The organism is Acinetobacter sp. Lyrl_1, assembly GCF_051948795.1.
In the GTDB taxonomy this organism is placed as follows: domain Bacteria; phylum Pseudomonadota; class Gammaproteobacteria; order Pseudomonadales; family Moraxellaceae; genus Acinetobacter; species Acinetobacter towneri.
The window spans coordinates 44,284-62,666 of record NZ_JAYJLK010000001.1 but is presented as its reverse complement, the minus strand read 5'-3'; the positions used below and the strand labels follow the sequence as shown (position 1 = coordinate 62,666).

At 39.8% G+C, this 18,383-nt stretch carries 16 protein-coding genes; 11 read left to right on the top strand and 5 right to left on the bottom strand.

Features of this window, described 5'->3' with window-relative positions; translation table 11 throughout:
• Window positions 1-94: 94 nt before the first annotated feature.
• Window positions 95-655, bottom strand: coding sequence for a YcxB family protein (locus tag VF675_RS00275; RefSeq protein WP_004977388.1), 561 nt, complete (start codon window positions 653-655; stop codon window positions 95-97).
• A gap of 147 nt (window positions 656-802) precedes the next feature.
• Window positions 803-2,977 carry a YccS family putative transporter gene (gene yccS / locus VF675_RS00270; protein WP_440204617.1) on the bottom strand — a complete coding sequence of 725 codons (2,175 nt, stop codon included), beginning with the start codon at window positions 2,975-2,977 and terminating at the stop codon, window positions 803-805.
• Window positions 2,978-3,228: 251 nt separating this feature from the next.
• On the opposite strand from yccS, the gene VF675_RS00265 reads away from it, so the two are divergent.
• From VF675_RS00265 to gltS, 3 genes are all read left to right on the top strand, one after another.
• Window positions 3,229-4,413: a multidrug effflux MFS transporter gene (locus VF675_RS00265; protein WP_440204616.1), complete on the top strand. Its 1,185-nt coding sequence runs from the start codon at window positions 3,229-3,231 to the stop codon at window positions 4,411-4,413.
• Between the two features lie 391 nt (window positions 4,414-4,804).
• The gene (locus VF675_RS00260) at window positions 4,805-6,061 is read left to right on the top strand and encodes a DcaP family trimeric outer membrane transporter (protein ID WP_440204585.1); all 1,257 of its coding nucleotides are present in this window, start codon (window positions 4,805-4,807) and stop codon (window positions 6,059-6,061) included.
• Window positions 6,062-6,675: 614 nt separating this feature from the next.
• The gene (gltS, locus tag VF675_RS00255) at window positions 6,676-7,917 is read left to right on the top strand and encodes a sodium/glutamate symporter (RefSeq protein ID WP_440204584.1); all 1,242 of its coding nucleotides are present in this window, start codon (window positions 6,676-6,678) and stop codon (window positions 7,915-7,917) included.
• 91 nt (window positions 7,918-8,008) lie between these two features.
• Here the strand turns inward: gltS and chrA are convergent, their stop codons facing one another.
• The gene (gene chrA / locus VF675_RS00250) at window positions 8,009-9,235 is read right to left on the bottom strand and encodes a chromate efflux transporter (protein ID WP_440204583.1); all 1,227 of its coding nucleotides are present in this window, start codon (window positions 9,233-9,235) and stop codon (window positions 8,009-8,011) included.
• A 268-nt stretch (window positions 9,236-9,503) separates the two neighbouring features.
• On the opposite strand from chrA, the gene VF675_RS00245 reads away from it, so the two are divergent.
• The 3 genes from VF675_RS00245 (at window position 9,504) to VF675_RS00235 (ending at window position 11,884) form a co-directional block, all read left to right on the top strand.
• Entirely contained in the window at window positions 9,504-10,478 is a 975-nt protein-coding gene (locus tag VF675_RS00245) for a patatin-like phospholipase family protein (RefSeq protein ID WP_162164697.1), read from the top strand.
• 355 nt (window positions 10,479-10,833) lie between these two features.
• The gene (locus VF675_RS00240) at window positions 10,834-11,004 is read left to right on the top strand and encodes a hypothetical protein (protein ID WP_004977313.1); all 171 of its coding nucleotides are present in this window, start codon (window positions 10,834-10,836) and stop codon (window positions 11,002-11,004) included.
• A 358-nt stretch (window positions 11,005-11,362) separates the two neighbouring features.
• A complete protein-coding gene (locus tag VF675_RS00235; protein WP_004977311.1) occupies window positions 11,363-11,884 on the top strand; it encodes an acyl-CoA thioesterase in 522 nt (173 codons plus the stop codon).
• 184 nt (window positions 11,885-12,068) lie between these two features.
• Here VF675_RS00235 and VF675_RS00230 read toward each other — a convergent pair whose 3' ends face one another.
• Entirely contained in the window at window positions 12,069-12,281 is a 213-nt protein-coding gene (locus tag VF675_RS00230; RefSeq protein ID WP_004977309.1) for a hypothetical protein, read from the bottom strand.
• A 521-nt stretch (window positions 12,282-12,802) separates the two neighbouring features.
• Between VF675_RS00230 and VF675_RS00225 the strand changes: the two genes are divergently transcribed.
• The 4 genes from VF675_RS00225 (at window position 12,803) to VF675_RS00210 (ending at window position 16,851) form a co-directional block, all read left to right on the top strand.
• Entirely contained in the window at window positions 12,803-13,825 is a 1,023-nt protein-coding gene (locus tag VF675_RS00225) for a CobW family GTP-binding protein (protein WP_096901474.1), read from the top strand.
• Between the two features lie 92 nt (window positions 13,826-13,917).
• Window positions 13,918-14,448 carry a YaeQ family protein gene (locus VF675_RS00220; protein ID WP_004977306.1) on the top strand — a complete coding sequence of 177 codons (531 nt, stop codon included), beginning with the start codon at window positions 13,918-13,920 and terminating at the stop codon, window positions 14,446-14,448.
• A gap of 58 nt (window positions 14,449-14,506) precedes the next feature.
• Window positions 14,507-14,848: an FKBP-type peptidyl-prolyl cis-trans isomerase gene (locus tag VF675_RS00215; protein ID WP_004977304.1), complete on the top strand. Its 342-nt coding sequence runs from the start codon at window positions 14,507-14,509 to the stop codon at window positions 14,846-14,848.
• A gap of 161 nt (window positions 14,849-15,009) precedes the next feature.
• A complete protein-coding gene (locus VF675_RS00210) occupies window positions 15,010-16,851 on the top strand; it encodes a diguanylate cyclase domain-containing protein (RefSeq protein WP_440204582.1) in 1,842 nt (613 codons plus the stop codon).
• 24 nt (window positions 16,852-16,875) lie between these two features.
• On the opposite strand, the gene VF675_RS00205 is transcribed toward VF675_RS00210, so the two are convergent.
• Window positions 16,876-17,196 (bottom strand): thioredoxin family protein, encoded by a 321-nt coding sequence (locus tag VF675_RS00205; RefSeq protein ID WP_004977299.1) that lies wholly within the window; start codon window positions 17,194-17,196, stop codon window positions 16,876-16,878.
• Between the two features lie 152 nt (window positions 17,197-17,348).
• Between VF675_RS00205 and VF675_RS00200 the strand changes: the two genes are divergently transcribed.
• Window positions 17,349-18,341, top strand: a complete 993-nt coding sequence (locus tag VF675_RS00200) for an NAD(P)H-quinone oxidoreductase (RefSeq protein WP_179994508.1) — start codon at window positions 17,349-17,351, stop codon at window positions 18,339-18,341.
• Window positions 18,342-18,383: the final 42 nt, after the last annotated feature.

The following is an 18,383-nucleotide window of genomic DNA, read 5'->3' as shown; positions in this document are numbered from 1 at the left end:
TGCTATTTATTCTCATTATCGTTCATTGTTTTAATTTTAAGCAAAAAAAAACCTCCATCACAGGGGATAGAGGTTTATTTTTAAATAGGGATATTTAGATTTGCTTGGCTTCGCCTGCAGCTTCAGTCAAATGCTTGCGAATGGTGTTGAACGAAAAGTTCTTGCTGTCCATACGCTTAGGCAGAATATAAGCACCTTGCTGACCTTTTACTTTGAAGTTCATCAAGATAAACTCAGGGGTATTGTACCATTCATACACATCTTTCCAGCCAATTGCACCCACGCCTTCTTGAGCGCCCATTTGCTGACGCATCACGATACCGTGCGGCTGTACGCCTAAACGAATCCCTTTAATTTCTTGAACAGGAAATTCATTCATTTTTCGCTTAACGTACCATTCCAAGCCGTATTTACGCACGAGCAGGTAGAGCACCACACAGACAATGGCAACCCAGCAGAAAATTGTCGAATAATTTTTTAATAGCAGAATGCCTAAAATGGAAAGGGCAACAATCACACCCATAATAATCCATGCTTTCATGCCAATTTTATTGGTACTGCGCCAAATTACCAGTTGTGCGTGACGTTGTTCTTCTTCAGAAACTTCGTAGATCACAGGCTGTAGGGTATAGGCGTATAAACTTTTCGCGGTCATAGTGAAACTAACAAATTTAAAACTATAAAAAGTTTAGCATTAATTGCTGTCATGCAGTGAGTATATTGTCGCAAAATCATGCTAAGGTCGGTGAATACTTGTGCAGCTTAGGGCGAATAAGTAGGCACTGACCGTTTGCAGGATTGATTATAAAGACGCCAGTTCAGTTGCATCTTGATCATGTTCGTGGCTTAAACTTTGTTTTAAGCGACTTAATTGTTGCAAGATACTCATCATCAAAGATAATTGCTGCAAAATAATTAATGATTTTTGATCTTCTTCTTTGTTTTGGCTTAAACGCTGACGAATGGTTTGCAACATGTTGTGTGCACTTAAATCTGGCGTTTCATCTTTCAGTAAAGCACCTTGAATATCGTCCATTGCTTGATCGAGCAGTTGCAAGACTTCCTGATCGTCAATTTTGTCACGATGCGCACCAAGTGCAGCAATATAGCTAATAAAGGTGTGATTTAGACACAAGAACTCAAAGGCTTGAGCTTTTTGATTGGGGTCAAAATCAGGTTCGGTGGCGAGTGTTGAAATCAGTGAAGCAACTTCTGCATCGGTATTATGAGCAGCACGGCGCACGACACGATAATTCAAACCGTTGTTGCGTCCATTTTTATATTGTTCAATCACTTCTGCCAAATAGCCACATTGCGCGGTGAGTGAGCGGCGAATCGTGCGTGATAAACGACGGAATTTCCAATCGGGGAAGATAAAACTCACGCCAAACCATGCTAGCGCACAACCAATTAAGGTATCGACCATACGTGGCACAGCTGCGGCATAGCCCAAACCTTCTAGGTTAAAATTCATCAGCGCCAAAATGGTCATAAAGGCAGTGGCTTGTGCATATTGTTTACTGCGCAATTCAAAGAACAACATGCCACTAATCACTAAAACCAGTAATTGCCCTTCAACGGACGGTACAAAATATAAAATGGTGTAGCCGACTACAATCCCTGCTAACGTCCCAATAATACGCAAACGTAAACGCCGTTTGGTGGTGTTAAAGTTAGGCTGCATCACAAACAGGGCGGTCAGTAAAATCCAGTAGCCATATTGAATGTTGGTGACTTGCACAAAAATATAGCCAATCAACAGCACAATCGACAAACGAATGGCGTGGCGGAACAAAACCGATTCGGGGGTTAAATGCTGCTTAATCCGAATGACAATATCATCCCAACTTTTTAAGTCATCATCTTTCAGTTGCTGTTCAATATGTTTGGATTTATCCAGTTTAATATTACGTTCGGTTTCAAGGTTACGCAGTTGAGCATCAATTGATTTCAGGTTTTGGTATAAGGCAAACAGTGCATTAATCCAGACTTGGTCATATTGCTGTTCACTGCGCAGTTTTTCTAAAGACTGTTTAAGATTTTCAAAAGCATGTTTAAAACGCTTGTTATGCACATAAGGTTTACGATGCAAAATGCTTTCGCTTAAATCTTTACAGGCTTTGCCTTGAATAGACAAAATGCGCTGAAAACGGAACAGAATGTCGCTGTGCTGAAAGATTTTAGCCAGTTTTTGATAGTCAATATGCGCAGAGTCGGCACGTTCGTGAATATCCTGTGCAACAAAATAATATTGCAAACTGCGACGGGTGTCTTTTTGCCCGCGGTCTCCCTTTAAGCGGGTTAGCAATGCGGTTTTTAGATCGTTAAAAATTCCAATTAATTTACCATTTTCGAGCGATAGGTCGATGATGCTTTGCTGATAACTCGCTGCTGTCATATCGACATCAAATAAATTGGATTTGGCAAATAAAAAGTCGCCTAAAGATGCATAGCTATGCGACAGTTTGTCTTGTACTGCACGCACGGGGAACAGCAAAAAGCTAATGGTTGAAATTAAACCATACCAAATAGCACCAGCAACCAAGAGCAGTGGTTGCATATACCATTCTTCAAATAAATCTACCCCAAGCATGGAATAGACCGACACCACTAAACAGCCATAAGAAATGGTGGCGTAGCGTCGCCCGAGTGAACCCAGCAGAATTAAAACAATGCAGGAAAGAATTAAACCTGTGGCAAATAAAACCGGATGTGGAAATAAAAACTGAATAGAGGTGGCGGTAATAAAAAAGCCGATATAGGTATATAGCTGATTGACAATCCGCACTGAAAAGCGGTCATCAATATCACTTAAACCTGCTGCCACAACACCTAGCGTGAGTGGAATTGTGGCCAGTTGCATGCCCATAAAATAGGGTACAAATGCCGTTCCCGCAAATGCAATGAGCATGCGGATGTTATACATAAATGTGGTGTTATAGGTCGCTTGTTTGAGCTTTATCAGCCAAGGTTTCAACATCATTCCTTTAAGTAAACTTTTCTGTCTAAACAGAGATTTATGCTGCAAGATGAAGGTTTGCGTACATTGTAACTGTAGATGAGATGTTTAGAGTACCTAATATGTGAAAATTCATCTTTGATCACAACAAATCATACTATGGAGCGTGTAAGCTTGTCTGTACATCTGTCATTTCATCATAAAATATGAGCATATCGAAAACGCTGCCAAGTTCAAGCAGTACGCCACCATCTAGGCAACAACCCAACATGCGGCAATATTCGACTGCGTGGATTTTATTGTTGGCGTTATTGACTTCGCTTGGACCTTTATCGATTGATATATATTTGCCTGCCTTGCCCGTTATGGCAAGCGAGTTTGGCGTATCGACCCAAATGGTCGCAAACAGTTTGCCTGCCTACTTTTTAGGTTTGGCATTGGGTCAACTGATTTACGGGCCGCTGAGTGATCGGATTGGACGTAAGCCGCCTTTATATTTTGGCTTGGCACTATTTTCACTCGCCAGTATGTTGTGCGTGTTTGCTCAAAATGAATGGGGACTGATTGCTGCACGTATTTTGCAGGCTTTGGGTGGCTGTGTGGGTGTGGTAATTGCACGAGCAGCTATTCGTGATCGCTTGGATTTGCAAACATCCGCTCAAGCTTTTTCGAGCATGATGATTGTGATGACCATTGCGCCCATTATTGCACCTACGCTGGGCGCATGGGTACTTAGATGGATGAATTGGCAAGCTATTTTTGTAGTGCTGACCTGCGTTGGAATTATTTGCTGTTTATGTGTGCACTTCTTTTTTAAAGAAACTTTGGCGAAAGAACGTCGTTTAAATTTGAACTTTCAGCAAGTACTGACCTTATATTTTGCCATTTTAAAAGATCGTGATTTTCGTTTTCCAATGTTGGCAGGCTGTCTGACTGGTGGGGCATTGTTTTGCTATATCAGCGGTTCAAGTGCAGTCATGATGGATCAATATGGCTTGAGTGAAACAGCTTTTGCTTATGTGTTTGGTGCCAATGCGATTGGTATTATGCTGTTTTCGACCCTGAATAAAAAAATCAGTGGCAAATTGGGTGTGTTACAACGCTTAAAATTGGGCAGCATGATTCAACTGAGTGGTGCGGTCATTCTACTGCTTGCAGGTAGTTTGGGGTATGCACCTTTGGCATTGGTGATGATCGGTTTATTTCTTGCCGTGTCTGGGATTGGTTTTACAGGCCCGAATGCCATGGCACTGGCAATGGCAAAACAAGGCGCACGTGCAGGAACAGCCAGTGCGGTCATGGGTAGTGTGCAATTCTTTTGTGGCTTGATTGGTGGGGTGTTACTCAATTTTTTAACAGGTAGTGCTTTGCTGAATATGGCTGTATTAATGCTGCTATTTATTGGGTCTGGAATGTTCGCCGTTTTTCATATTTTACAACCGCAACCAGACTGAGTTGAGGTCAATACTTTTTCAAATGGTGATTTTTTTCGCAAAAATCGGGCTTTTAGACAGAACTGAAATATATACAATAGTCTAATGGTGGTGTAAATACTTGAATAATCAACCTATTTAAAGTATTGAATTTTATATGGTTTAATTGTTTAAATCTGTAATTATGATTAATTGTGATTTCTTATTCGGGAAAACTGATTTTAATAAACGTCATAACTTGATAGATTGAAGTCTGTAATAAATGACACAATTTGAAATATTTGAGTGTCTTGGACTATTTGGCAAAAGTGTTTTGATTTTTAAGCCATTTTTATAATTCGATGTGAAATCGATAGATGACGAACAAAATCATCATGCACGGATGCAGCGTTGTTTTATTTTGGAGAGATAAATGAGTCAATTACTCAACGGTCAATTTATGATCAAAGGTTTAGCTATTGCTGTTACAACTTTAATGGTAGGTACTGCACACGCAGCAAAAACTGAGCAACAACAAATTCAAGAACTTCGTCAAGAAGTTGAAGCATTAAAATCATTAATTCAGCAACAACAGCAAGTACAACAACAGCAGCAAACTCAAATTGCCCAAGTACAACAGGCGAAGCCTGCTGCACCTGCAAGTGCATTAAGCAGCTTAAAGTCTAAATCAGGCGCAGATGTTTCTATTTATGGTTTTGTACGTGGTGATGCAAACTATATTATTAAAGGTGCTGATAATGACTTTAACTCGGCAAGTACGAGTAAAGAAGAAGCAAGTGACAAATTACGTGCTACTGCCAAAGTAACTCGTTTAGGTTTAGACTTTAATACACCTGTTGGTGACAACAAAGTAGGTGGTAAAGTTGAGGTTGACTTTGCGAGTGCCGCAGAGAATTTACGTATTCGCCATGCTTATTTAACTTTAAATAATTGGTTATTCGGTCAAACTACATCGAACTTCTTGTCTAATCATGCACCAGAAATGATCGACTTTAATACAAATATTGGTGGTGGTACAGCACGTGTACCGCAAGTTCGTTACAACTATAAATTAGCCCCTGCAACACAATTATTTGTTTCTGCCGAAGAAGGTAATAGTTCAGGTGATGGTCTTACTTATCGTGTACCTAATTTAACAGCTAAAGTGACACAAACTTATGCAGAGGGTAAAGGTACAGCTTCTGCGCGGGCATTGGTTGAACACTATAAATCAGATACAGCAAATGATGATAAGACAGGTTGGGGAGCAGCTCTAGGTACGAACTATCAAGTTACAGAACCTTTAAAAGTGTCTGCTGATGTCTCTTATGTTAAGGGTAACAACAACTACTTATACGGTAATAATGCTGACCCAGCATATAAACTGGATGGTAATAGCATTGAGCAAAATGAAACGATTGGTGTACAAGTGGGTGCAACCTATAAGTTCTCTCCACAACTACGTTCAACTTTAGCGTATGGTGCTTTATTTGCCGATGATGGTACAGACTATGCGCGTTTAAATGATGGTGCTAACGAGAAAGTACAACAAGTGTGGATTAACTTTATCTATTCACCTGTAAAACCAGTAGATTTAGGTATTGAATATATTAATGGTGAGCGCGAAACATTTGCTGGAGAAAAATTCAGTGATGACCGCGTAGGCTTTATGGCGCGTTATAGCTTCTAAGTCACTCCTTTTGAGCAAAATCCAAAACAGAGCTTAATTTTAAGCTCTGTTTTTTTATGGAGAAAATTAATCTCCTTAATTCAGTAATTTAGTTTTTATTCATTTATATAAAATGCTGTAACTTTCACTTATAGTTAAAAACAATCATTAAAAATTATAGAAAAAACGCAGAAAATAGCAGCTTTTTGTCAAAAAAAATGCATAATGATCGACCTTTAATCTTGCTGTTTTTTATCAAGTGGTTGATTATCTTTAACGGAAGGTATTTATCCACCTCAGATATTTTGGAGCTTATATGAGATTACCTCTCAGTGTTAAGCCGATTCAGTTGTTTGCACTCGAAGTCACCCCGAAAGTGAAATTGCTGTCTTTTGTCTTTCTTTTCTTCTGTTCTAGGCAAACGCAGATGATAACGCTTGAGTGAAACCAAAGGATGGGTTGGCTGAGCGAAATGCATACCTCTTAAACTTCGGTCAAATACGATACTGTTTACATACTTTGTATTGCGGCATTTTTTAGTTGATTTAGAGTCATAATGATGCAAATGCTTTGGTTTGCATTGACAGCTCTTCATCATATTAAAAATAATCTGCAATCACTATATGGATATTGCCATGGAATTTACTTTTAACGCGTTTTATACGCTGATTGCTGCGGTCATCGTCCTGCTCTTGGGGCGGTTCTTGGTCAATAAAATTGATTTTTTAAAACGCTATAACATTCCTGAACCTGTTGCAGGTGGTTTGGTTGCCGCTATTGTTTCATTGTTGGTGAATCAATTTTGGGGTTATAGCATTACCACCAGTAGCGCATTGCAAACTAGCTTTATGCTGATTTTCTTCGCCTCTATTGGTTTAAGCGCGAACTTCACAAAATTGCGTCAGGGCGGAATCGGTTTAATTATTTTCTTGATTGCAATTTCCACATTTATTGTGGTGCAAAACTTTGTCGGCATTAGTCTTGCAACATTGTTAGGTATTGATCCACTAATTGGTTTAATTGCAGGATCAATTACTTTAACTGGCGGTCATGGTACGGCAGGAGCATGGGGTGAAATTTTAGAAACCCAATATGGTATTCAAGGTGCTTTAGCGCTAGGAATGGCAAGCGCAACCTTCGGTTTGGTTATTGGGGGCTTAATTGGTGGTCCACTGGCTAAAACTTTAATCAACCGTCATCAATTGGCTATACCACGTACCGACGAACAAAATGAAAAACGCGATAATACGCCTGTAGATCAAAATTCCAATGAGTTTATTCCATTTGAATATCCGCATCAGGTGCGTCTAATCACAGCAGATAATGCCATTACCACGTTGGGTTTATTTGCAGCGTGTTTGGCATTTGCCGAATTTATGACAGGCGTTGCCAAAGGCACTATGTTTGAATTGCCAACTTTCGTTTGGGCATTGGCGGGCGGTGTGATTCTGCGTAATGTCTTAGAAAGTATTTTTAAAGTTAATATTTTTGACCGTGCGATTGATGTGTTTGGAAATGCATCTTTATCGTTATATTTGGCGATGGCATTGTTGTCACTCAAATTATGGCAATTGGCCGATTTAGCAGGTCCTTTAATGGTGATTTTAGGGGCGCAAACGCTCACAATGGCGTTGTATGCTGCTTTTGTGACCTTCCGTATTATGGGGAAAAACTACGATGCAGCCGTGCTGGCAGCAGGACACTGTGGTTTTGGGATGGGGGCGACGCCAACAGCAGTCGCCAATATGCAGGCCATTACCAATATGTATGGTCCATCTTATAAAGCGTTCTTGATTGTGCCGTTGTGTGGTGCATTCTTTGTCGATTTAATTAACGTTGCGGTGATTCAATCCATTCTAAAATTCTTTGGTGGCTAAGCTCCAAAGCATTCAGGCTTGATTCAGTCATCCACAAAAAATGCCAGTTCAATTGAACTGGCATTTTTATTTGATCTGTAGCATTTTTAATTTAAGCCATGAAATGCAAGAATGCTGTATAGACCAGGAAACTACCAATTAAACTGAGCCAAACAGGTAGTTTGGATTTTAATAATCCAATCACCAAAAAAATAAACAGCAGATCAGCAATACTCAAAATATGACGCTGTGCCATTTCGAGCACCATATACAGCAGCAAACCGACTACCGCTGCATTAATCCCTGTAACCGCATGACGAATATAGGCTTGCTGCATTAACCAAGACCAATAAGGCAAAGTCGAAAATACCAAAAAGAAAGATGGCAGAAAAATCGCCAACGTGGCTAAAGTCGCATTCAGCAGCGTTGATTCTGTCATTGGAATCAAACTGCCCAAATACGTTGCAAAGCTGAACAGTGGGCCAGGCACCAATTGCGCCATGGCATAACCTAAATCGAACTGTTCTTTGCTGACTAAGCCTGTGCTAACAAAATCTTGATGCAATAAAGGCAAAATGACATGCCCACCGCCAAAGACCAAAGATGCGGCTTGATAGAAACTTAAATTGGCTGCATAGAGTAAATGAGGTTGTAGCCAGTTTAGACCTGACAGCACAATAAAGGGTGCAACAAAAAGTACTGCCCAAAATACAGCATAACGACGATGTTTGAGTAAATGTGCCGCAGTAAAATGAGTATCTGTCGCCGTTGTATTGGTGGATGCTGGTGCAGCAGTCGGTGCTGCGCGTTTCGCCATCCAAATGCCAAAACAAGCGGCAATCAGAATCACTAAAACTTGATTGAAGCTCAAGGGCATCAGATAAATAAATAGGGCAGAAGCAAACATTAAGGCATATTGCCAAACCATTTTACAAAAACTACGCAACATTTGCCTAAATGCCCAAGCCACCACGGCCAATACGATCAGTTGAATACTGTGAAAGCTATTTGACGACAGTACATCTAAATATTGATGTCCCAAAACTGCAACCAATGCCATAAACAATGCGGAAGGCATGGTAAAACCCAACCACGCTAGGACTGCACCCCAATAGCCTTTTTGCAAATAACCAATCGCTAAACCCACCTGACTACTAGTTGGGCCAGGTAAGAGTTGTGCAAGTGCGACAATTTGTGAATACTGGGATTCATCTAGCCATTTGAGTTGATGCACAAAACGCTGATGGAAAAATACCAAATGCGCTGCAGGCCCGCCAAAAGACAGACAGCCTAATTGCAGAAAAATCCAGAATAATAAGGAATAAGAAGGTGTTGGCATATAATTTTAGACAGATTCGACTTGTGCGCCACTGTAGTGGCTAGACGTGACAGTTTAACGAATTACTACAAGGATCGGTTAAAATAATAGATAGACTATGGGCGCTCATGCAAGGTAAAAAAAGAGCATAACTGTTGACGTTAAGAGGGTTGCTGTATCAAGTAGGCTGATCAACCTTGACACGATTGATGGTGAAATATCGACTGAAACCTATGGATTCAAGAAGGTCATTATGAAAATTGGGTATGTATCTCTTACAGCATTACTGATGGTGGGATGTCAGGTGGTGCCATCGCAGCAGCAATTTTCGACTCAAACTTTGCGTGAGTCGCAGCCCGTGGTTGAAGCAGAGTCGCGCCTGAATCAAATTGATTTTCGTCAGTTAAAACAACAAAAAAAACGTCCAGTTGTCGCCTTGGTTTTGGGCAGTGGTGGCGCACGTGGTTATGCACATATTGGGGTGATTGAAGTACTTGAGCAGTACGGTATTCATCCTGATTTTATTGTGGGCAGCAGCGCAGGCAGCATTGTCGGTTCAATTTATGCCAGTGGTAAAAATGCACAGCAATTACGTGAAATTGCCATGAATATGAAAGCCAATGATGTGCGGGATGTGACTTTAGATTTAAAAGGCTTTTTTGATGGTAAAAAAGTTGAAAATTATGTCAATGCACAAGTCGATCAACTCCGTTTGGAGCAATTTAAAATCCCGATGTACGTGGTGGCGACTGAATTAAAAGAAGGCAAAAAAGTCGTATTTAATTATGGTAATACGGGGCAAGCAGTGCGTGCGTCAGTGTCTATCCCAAGTATGTTTGTACCCACCAAAATTGCAGAACATGAATATGTTGATGGTGGTTTAGTGAGCCCTGTACCTGTCAAAGTTGCACGTGATTTAGGGGCAGATATTGTGATTGCCGTGAATATTTTGGCGCAGCCTATTCATACTGAAACCAGTAATGTGTGGGGATTGTTTAACCAAAATATTAATATTATGCAAAAGCATTTGGCCAATGAAGAATTGAAACTGGCAGATGTGGTCATTCAACCCGATTTACGTGAAAAAGCCCATATTTTTGATGTAAAAGGGCGCGAAGCGACTATGCTGGCAGGTGCAGAAGCAACCGCAGCGCAATTAAATAAAATTGATCAGGTCTATCAACAGCATCATTATGCGCATGGGCATAGAATTGTAGACTATAAAGTGAGTAATACTTTTGGGCTTTATGGACAGTTTAAATAGCTGTCCAGATCCTTCATTTAGGTCAATTCAATGAAATCAACAGATTTAACTTAAGTCTAATTAGGTGCTTGATAAAAATAACTTTAATGTTAGATTGCTTAGATTTATTCTTTGTAAGTATTTGATATTATAGTTTAAAAATAAAGATACCCTAAAGATATCTAAATACTGAGATGAGGTATTTAGACTTAAAATCAATTTTTTAGCGTGTTCTTTCGCACTGTTTCCATTTATTCTATGCAGCATTTACTGAATTAGTTTTTTAAGCAGTTTACCAATTGAACATGCTTCCAAGACGGCCTAACTTTTGTGCTTCAGGACTTTAAAACTTTATAAAAAATCGAGGGGATACTTCATGCACGGCTTTGAAATTGGACAGCAGGTGAAACTTGCTACTATGGAGCAAGTTATTTTTACAGTGACGATGATTAATCCAGATGGTTCTTATGTGATTGAAGCTGCACTGAGTACCGAACAAACTTTGACTTATAGCAATGTGTCGCAGGAAATGCTGCGCTTGGTTTAAATGTCGCAGCGAAGTTTGAAAATTTACGGGGAAATTGAACTTTTTTTTGTGTAAATTCGCCGAAATTTGCTTGAATAATCCATTGCATAAAAGATTTTAGCTTGTTTTTTGAACACTTGAATCAGGGGGATTCACGTAATATTCAATTTGAACAAATATTCTAAAAAATCAGAAATGGATTAAAAAATAACAGCTTGGGAGTCTTAGTCTTTAGTCTTATAATTTTAAATAAATGTTATCATAAACAATATAAATAATAATGATGCAGTTGTTGCCGAAATGAACATTCAAACTTTTATAAACGCGATATAATAATAGGCTCATATCTTACTGTCTTTAAAAGAGTCTAGAGAACGCGATGTCACCATTAGATCAAATTGCCCCAGTGTTAGATGACCAGTCAGAATTAACCATGACCGTGTTAATGACACCCGACATGGCAAATTTCTCAGGGAATGTACATGGTGGAACAATTTTAAAACTATTAGACCAAGTGGCGTATGCATGTGCAAGCCGCTATTCGGGTAGTTATGTGGTGACCCTTTCGGTTGATAAAGTGAACTTTAAAGAGCCGATTCATGTGGGTGAATTGGTGACTTTCCTTGCTAGTGTGAACCATGTCGGTCGTACTTCAATGGAAATTGGGATTCGTGTAGAAGCACAAAATATTCAAAAGCGTACAGTGCGCCATACCAACAGCTGTTACTTCACTATGGTTGCTGTCGATGAAAATGGTAAACCAAAACAAATCCCTGCGTTGAAATTAGACAATGACTGGAAGCGTTGCCGTTTTGAAGCAGCAGAGCAGCGTAAAGTAGCACGTTTGCAAGAAAATCATCATCCATCTTGCAGCATTTATAAGAAAACTGAACAAAACTAAGTTTTCATCAAATTTAGCTGAAAACCTGTTTGCAATTGTAGACAGGTTTTTTTGTGCCTATTTTTTAATTTTGTCCAAGGCAATATTGATTAGTTATGCAGATAAACAAAAACTGAGTAAACCGAGAGAGTGGCGGAAAACTCAGTTTTTGTATTCGATTTACATTTTTAAATGTATCTAAGTTTTAAGGCTGTTGCGTCGATGCAGCAGGGGTTTCAGTGCTTGCTTCAGATGCAGGTTGTGCAGCAGCTTGTTCTGAAGCTGGTTCAGCCACAGTTTCCTGCGTTGAAACAACCACTTTTTCCTGTTCTGTTGCTGTCGATTCAGCCTTTGCAGCAAAAGTAGTTGCAGTGGCAAAAGCAAAAGTTGAAGCGAGTAAAATTTGTGTCAATTTCATGGTTTGGCACCCTTATTTAAAGTTTTTCATGAGTAGTAGGGAGTGCTCAGCACAAGCATTAAGTAAAAAAACTTATTGCGGCTAAAGTGTCCAAGTCAGTCATCACCTGATTTGAACGGGCTGAACAGGAACTCATGCTAAAGAGCCAAAGCTATGGGATCAATGCTTGCAACAAAGCAAAACAATGACGGTTACTTGAACCGCACAATGATGATGAATAGGTCGTAGTTTGGTAATTTTTGTTTTAAATATGCAGTCAAATCCAATCAAAATGGCTGTGTTTTCCGCAATAAAATTGCGTGGTTGGCAATAAAACATAACATCAAGCGGCTAAAACTCGTGTATTTCCCCAAATAAGTTGCAGATCATCACGTAATAAATGTAAGCGAATTTTTCAAATCATGATGGTGATAGATGTGCTGAAATGAATAAATTTCAGTGTGTTTAGATTCAGATTGAACTAATCGCTAAACTTGCTTAGCATGCTTGAGTTGTTTGAAATTCAATAAAGTGAGCTTATTTTGAAATTAATTGCACCACAAAAAGCAGTCCCGACGCATATTATTTCTGGTTTTCTCGGTGCAGGAAAAACCACCTTATTGAAACAGTTACTCAGCCAAAAACCAGAACATGAAGTTTGGGCGGTGCTGATGAATGAATTTGGACAAATCGGGGTCGATCAACAACTCTTACCTCAGCAACAGGGTTATCAAGTCAAAGAATTATTGGGCGGTTGCTTATGTTGTAGCAGCCAATTGCCTATGCAAATTGCTTTGTCGCGTTTATTGTCCGAAGCGAAGCCTGACCGTTTATTCATCGAGCCGACAGGTTTGGGGCATCCTGCGCAACTCTTGGAACAACTGACCGAACCACATTGGCATACGCATTTATCGATGCGCGCCTTGGTGACGGTAGTAGATGGTTCGCGTTTGCATGATCAGGCGTGGACGCAGCAAAACCTGTATGCCGATCAGCTCAAAGCTGCACAAATTATTGTGGTGTCACATGCAGACCAAATGCAGGCGGCAGATGAGCAAGCCCTCATACAACTACAACAGGAATATCAAGCCTACGCGCAAAAATGGTTGAAAGCAGAACAGGGTCATCTGGCTTTGACCGAAATGGATATACCGTATGTCGGTACACAGCGTAAAATTCAGCCGTTGCTAAAATTGCAACAGAAGGTCAGCTCTACAAATCTGCAAGAGTCTGCAGAAATCAAACAATTGCCATATCACTATGTCGAAACTGCACAAGGATATGCAGTCGCAGGTTGGAAATTGCCTAAACGTTGGCAATTCGACTTTTATCCCTTATTAGACTTACTCTGTGAACAGCAAGATTGGCTGCGTATTAAAGGAATTTTTTATACCAATCAGGGTTGGAAAAGTTTCAACTTCAATCCGCAGCAATTTAATTATCAATCTACCGATGAAGGCATAGACAATCGGTTGGAAATTATTTATCAAAGCGAGCGTGATTGGGAAAAATTTGAGGCTGAACTATTGGCGTATCGGGTCGATGCTGCTGCGGTTCTAGACTGAAATCTATACGTTATCGGGCAAACGATACAGCAAAATCACAGAAAATCCATTATGCTTAGTGGCAAATTTAAACATAGTTTTAGGAATAGACAATGGCGCTGAAAGCGACAATTTATAAGGCAGATTTGAACATTGCCAATATGGATGTGCATCAATACGGTGACTATCAGCTCACCATGGCATTGCATCCTTCTGAAACTATTGAGCGATTGATGGTGCGTATTTTGGCATTCGCACGTTATGCAGATGAAGCTTTGGAATTTACCAAAGATTTATTTGAAACCGATGAGCCTGCTTTGTGGGAAAAAGACTTAACAGGGCAGTTAATTAAGTGGATTGAAGTCGGTTGCCCAGATGAAGACAAAGTCAAAAAAGCCAGTTCGCGTTGTAAGCAAGTTGCGATTATTGCTTATGGTTCATCGGTAGATGAATGGTACAAACGTAACAGTAAAATCAAAACTTTAAATAATGTTGAAGTGTGGCAACTATCGCCAGCGAGTACCGAAGCCGTTCAAGCTTTATGCGAACGTACCATGCAATTGCAGTTGAATGTAATGGATGGCGAATGGACATTGATTGGCGATCAGGCACAGGCTCAGATTGAGTGGACACAGTTGCAATAACGCTTGCACGAGCTGGAAATTATCTTAAACATCGAAGTGTAAATATTTGGAGATGAACATGAGTGCAGAATTAGAAATTATTGATTTGGTGGTGGGTGAGGGGAAAGAAGCGGTTAAAGGCGCTTTAATTACTACGCATTACACAGGCTGGTTGGAAGATGGCACCAAATTTGATTCATCCTTAGACCGTGGTAACTATTTTGAAACCGTGATTGGTACAGGTCGTGTCATTAAAGGCTGGGATCAAGGCATCATGGGGATGAAAGTGGGTGGTAAACGCAAACTGATCGTACCTGCGCATTTGGCTTATGGTGAGCGCAAAATGGGCAATATCATTCCTGCTAATTCTAATTTGATTTTTGAAATTGAATTGTATGATGTGAAAACACGCGATCAATAAACACCTTTCAACTTAGCCAAACCGCTAGAATTTAAGTCATTCATCCGATGCCAGTAAGGTCTAGCATAAATGACTTAATTTTTTACTTCAAATTTAGTGCAAGAACGATTAGATTAAAAAACAAGCACAATAGGACTTTTGCATTTTTGAATTTCACTCGGATGTGGCACAAGTGTGCATTACTCTTCTTAATTTTACTGTGCAGTGTACTCACACCACCGCGTGTGTTGGCGCAGTATGAGTCTGCACCTGAATCTTACTATCTACATCAACAACTGCTCAATTCTGTTCAATTTACTGAAGATCAATCGAGTATTTTGACTGGGCGATGGTTGTTTTATCCGCAACAATTGATTCAAGAACCCAGTGCGGTACTGGCATCGAATACCGTTGAATTGCCTGCTTCATTTGAAGATTTAATGGGCAATGCCAATACTTACGGCACTTTTATTGGGCACTTTCAAATTCCAAAAGAATTTCTAGGCAGACGTATTGCGATTTGGATTCCCAACCAATATGGCGCCTATCGGGTATTTTTAAATGGCGATCCACTGGTGCGTGTTGGCACAGTCGGTGCAGATGCGAGTAGTCACCAAACCGAAAATGCCCCACGAATTGCATATTTTGTTCCTGAAAGTGAATATTTTACCCTGACCATTCAAGCGTCTAGCTTTCAGAGCTTGCAAGGTGGTTTAAAAAATCCAATGAAAATTGGTTTAAGTCGCACCATCAATCAACAGTATCAGCGTTTGATGATGAGTATTGCCATGATTTGTGGGGCAGTACTTGGTATTGGTTTGTTTACCTTGATGTTTTCGGCATTTAGTCTTGCAAATGGTGGAAAGACCAAGCGTATTTTTATTTTCGGCATTTTTATTGTTTTTCTGGCATTACACAATTTATTTTCTGCACCCTATGCCTATACCACTTTCCTGAATTTAAGTTGGTCTTGGGGAATAAGACTCGAATATTTATTTAGTTTTTTAGCGATTTTATTTTTCCTGAGTTATATGTTTTTGCTCAGTTCGCGCTATTTGCATCGTTGGGTATATAGCGCGGCAATGCTGTTATTGAGCTTTAATATTGGGGTGACGCTGTGGGCAGAACCCACTATTTTTCAGCAGTTGGCATTTTATAGTTCTTTTTTCTTTGTGCTGATTTTGGCAAATTTTGCTTATGGATTTTATCAAACCCTGCATTCAGGAGAGGATTATTCCAAAATTAATTTTTGGGCAGTAATTATTCTGTGTGGCACATTTATTCATGATTTTTTATTAATGCTGAATTTGGTCAATTCCATTCATTTATCTTTTATTTCGACCAGTGTTTATGCATTGCTCATCATGTTTCAGCAGGCACGAAATTATGCCTACCATAACTTACGCATTGAACGCTTGAACCAAAAACTGATTCATTTAAACAGCTCGTTAGATTTAAAAGTGCAGGAACGCACTGAACAACTCAGTCTTTTGAATGAAAAACTGGAAATACAGATTAAAACCGATGCATTAACAGGGGCATATAATCGCCGTGCATTAAATGAAGAAATTCAGCGTTTGTATTTTGAAACCTTGCAAAATAAGCGACATATTTTGGTCTTTGCGATGCTCGATGTCGATTATTTTAAAAAATACAATGATCATTATGGGCACTTAAAAGGCGATCAAATTCTGCAAAACCTAGTTAAAGTTTTACAAGATACTTTGCCTAAAAATGCGTTTGTGGCACGTTATGGGGGTGAAGAATTTGCCATTTTACTGCACGATATTCCGCAACCTGCGATTGCACCACTCATGCAAAAGGTCTTGCAGGCTGTGCGTGATGCAGCTTTTGAGCATGTAGCACGAGAAGACCATAAACAATATGTGACTTTAAGTATCGGTGTAGCGTGGATGACTCGCGCACAAGCGTATACGCACGTGGATGATTTTATGAAAGCTGCAGATGCGCATTTGTATCAAGCCAAACATGCAGGACGCGATCAGGTAGTAATTCAAACTTAATATGTTGACGCTACTCTACATGGCTTAAAGATAGCTCTGAATTTTTTGTTGAAGTTGTACGACAGAAACATTGCCCGACAGTCGTTCAACAATTTGCCCATCTTTAAAAATCAGAGTGGTCGGTAAACCAAAGACTTGATAACGCAAAGTTAAAATTGGAGATTGATCGACATTCACTTTGCCAAACTTTACCGAAGCATCAAAAAGTTGGGCAAGCTGCTCAAAAAATGGTGCATTTTGAACACAAGGCGTACACCACGTCGCATAAAAACGAATCACCGCAACGCCTGTTTCATATTCAAACTCACGGTAATTATTTTCGTTGTATTCCACAATTTCTGACATCACATACTCTTTAATCATAAATAAAAATTTAATCACGCATGAAACACCACGGCATGAGAATTATACCTAAGTTAATCTGGGTTTTAATGCTTTGCTGTTTTATGTTCAAATAGTCAGAATTCATATCAGCATCAAACAATCAGGGATTTGCCATGACACAAAACACAATGCAGCAGATTATTATTACAGAACCAGGTGGCCCAGAAAAATTAGCCTATGAAACGGTTGCAATACCTGAGCCACAAGCCAATGAGGTTTTGGTCAAAGTACATGCTTTTGGTTTGAATCGTCCTGATATTTTACAGCGTCAGGGTCTGTATCCTATGCCTAAAGGCGTGACGCCAGTGCCAGGTTTAGAAGTAGCAGGTGAAGTAGTTGCTGTGGGTGCAGATGTTAGCCAATTTAAAGTTGGTGATGCAGTGTGTGGCTTAACCAATGGTGGTGGTTATGCAGAATATTGTGTTGTACCAGAAAGCCAGACTTTGACAATTCCAACAGGTGTCAGTTTTGTACAAGCCGCTGCGATACCTGAAACATTTTTTACTGTGTGGGCCAATGTATTCCAAATGGGTAAAGCCAAAGCAGGTGAAACGGCGCTGATTCATGGTGGAACCAGTGGTATTGGTACAACTGCTTTAATGCTGTGCAATGCCTTAGGTTTAAAAACCTTTGCAACTGTAGGTTCAGATGAAAAAGTACAGGCAATTTCACACCTCACCACAGCAATTAATTACAAGACACAAGATTTTGAACAAGTGATTAACGAAGTGACAGACAATGCTGGGGTTGATGTCATTTTAGATATTGTTGGTGCGCCGTATTTGGAACGTAATTTAAATTTATTACGTCGTGATGGTCGCTTGGTGTATATCGCATTCTTAGGTGGTGCAAAAGCCAAAGAAGTAAAACTTGGTCAAATTATGATGAAGCGTCTTACCATTACTGGTTCGACTATGCGCGCCCGCAATACTGCAGAAAAAGCTGAAATTACCAAAGGCTTGCAAGAGATTGTTTGGCCATTGTTAGCAAAAGGCGAATGTTTGCCAATGATTTATAAAACTTTCCAGTTTGATCAAATTCAACAAGCACATGCCGAAATGGATACAGGTGAGCATGTGGGCAAAGTAGTGGTGGAAGTGATTTAAAGACTCAAAATTTAAAATCAGCCCGCATAAAAAACTGACCGA

What these genes read in the sequence shown, in the direction of transcription:
- VF675_RS00275 (WP_004977388.1), bottom strand. Translation starts at nt 655, where the DNA reads ATGACCGCGAAAAGTTTATACGCCTATACCCTACAGCCTGTGATCTAC.
- VF675_RS00265 (WP_440204616.1), top strand. Translation starts at nt 3,229, where the DNA reads ATGCGGCAATATTCGACTGCGTGGATTTTATTGTTGGCGTTATTGACT.
- VF675_RS00260 (WP_440204585.1), top strand. Translation starts at nt 4,805, where the DNA reads ATGAGTCAATTACTCAACGGTCAATTTATGATCAAAGGTTTAGCTATT.
- gltS (WP_440204584.1), top strand. Translation starts at nt 6,676, where the DNA reads ATGGAATTTACTTTTAACGCGTTTTATACGCTGATTGCTGCGGTCATC.
- chrA (WP_440204583.1), bottom strand. Translation starts at nt 9,235, where the DNA reads ATGCCAACACCTTCTTATTCCTTATTATTCTGGATTTTTCTGCAATTA.
- VF675_RS00245 (WP_162164697.1), top strand. Translation starts at nt 9,504, where the DNA reads ATGGTGGGATGTCAGGTGGTGCCATCGCAGCAGCAATTTTCGACTCAA.
- VF675_RS00240 (WP_004977313.1), top strand. Translation starts at nt 10,834, where the DNA reads ATGCACGGCTTTGAAATTGGACAGCAGGTGAAACTTGCTACTATGGAG.
- VF675_RS00235 (WP_004977311.1), top strand. Translation starts at nt 11,363, where the DNA reads ATGTCACCATTAGATCAAATTGCCCCAGTGTTAGATGACCAGTCAGAA.
- VF675_RS00230 (WP_004977309.1), bottom strand. Translation starts at nt 12,281, where the DNA reads ATGAAATTGACACAAATTTTACTCGCTTCAACTTTTGCTTTTGCCACT.
- VF675_RS00220 (WP_004977306.1), top strand. Translation starts at nt 13,918, where the DNA reads ATGGCGCTGAAAGCGACAATTTATAAGGCAGATTTGAACATTGCCAAT.
- VF675_RS00215 (WP_004977304.1), top strand. Translation starts at nt 14,507, where the DNA reads ATGAGTGCAGAATTAGAAATTATTGATTTGGTGGTGGGTGAGGGGAAA.
- VF675_RS00210 (WP_440204582.1), top strand. Translation starts at nt 15,010, where the DNA reads ATGTGGCACAAGTGTGCATTACTCTTCTTAATTTTACTGTGCAGTGTA.
- VF675_RS00205 (WP_004977299.1), bottom strand. Translation starts at nt 17,196, where the DNA reads ATGTCAGAAATTGTGGAATACAACGAAAATAATTACCGTGAGTTTGAA.
- VF675_RS00200 (WP_179994508.1), top strand. Translation starts at nt 17,349, where the DNA reads ATGACACAAAACACAATGCAGCAGATTATTATTACAGAACCAGGTGGC.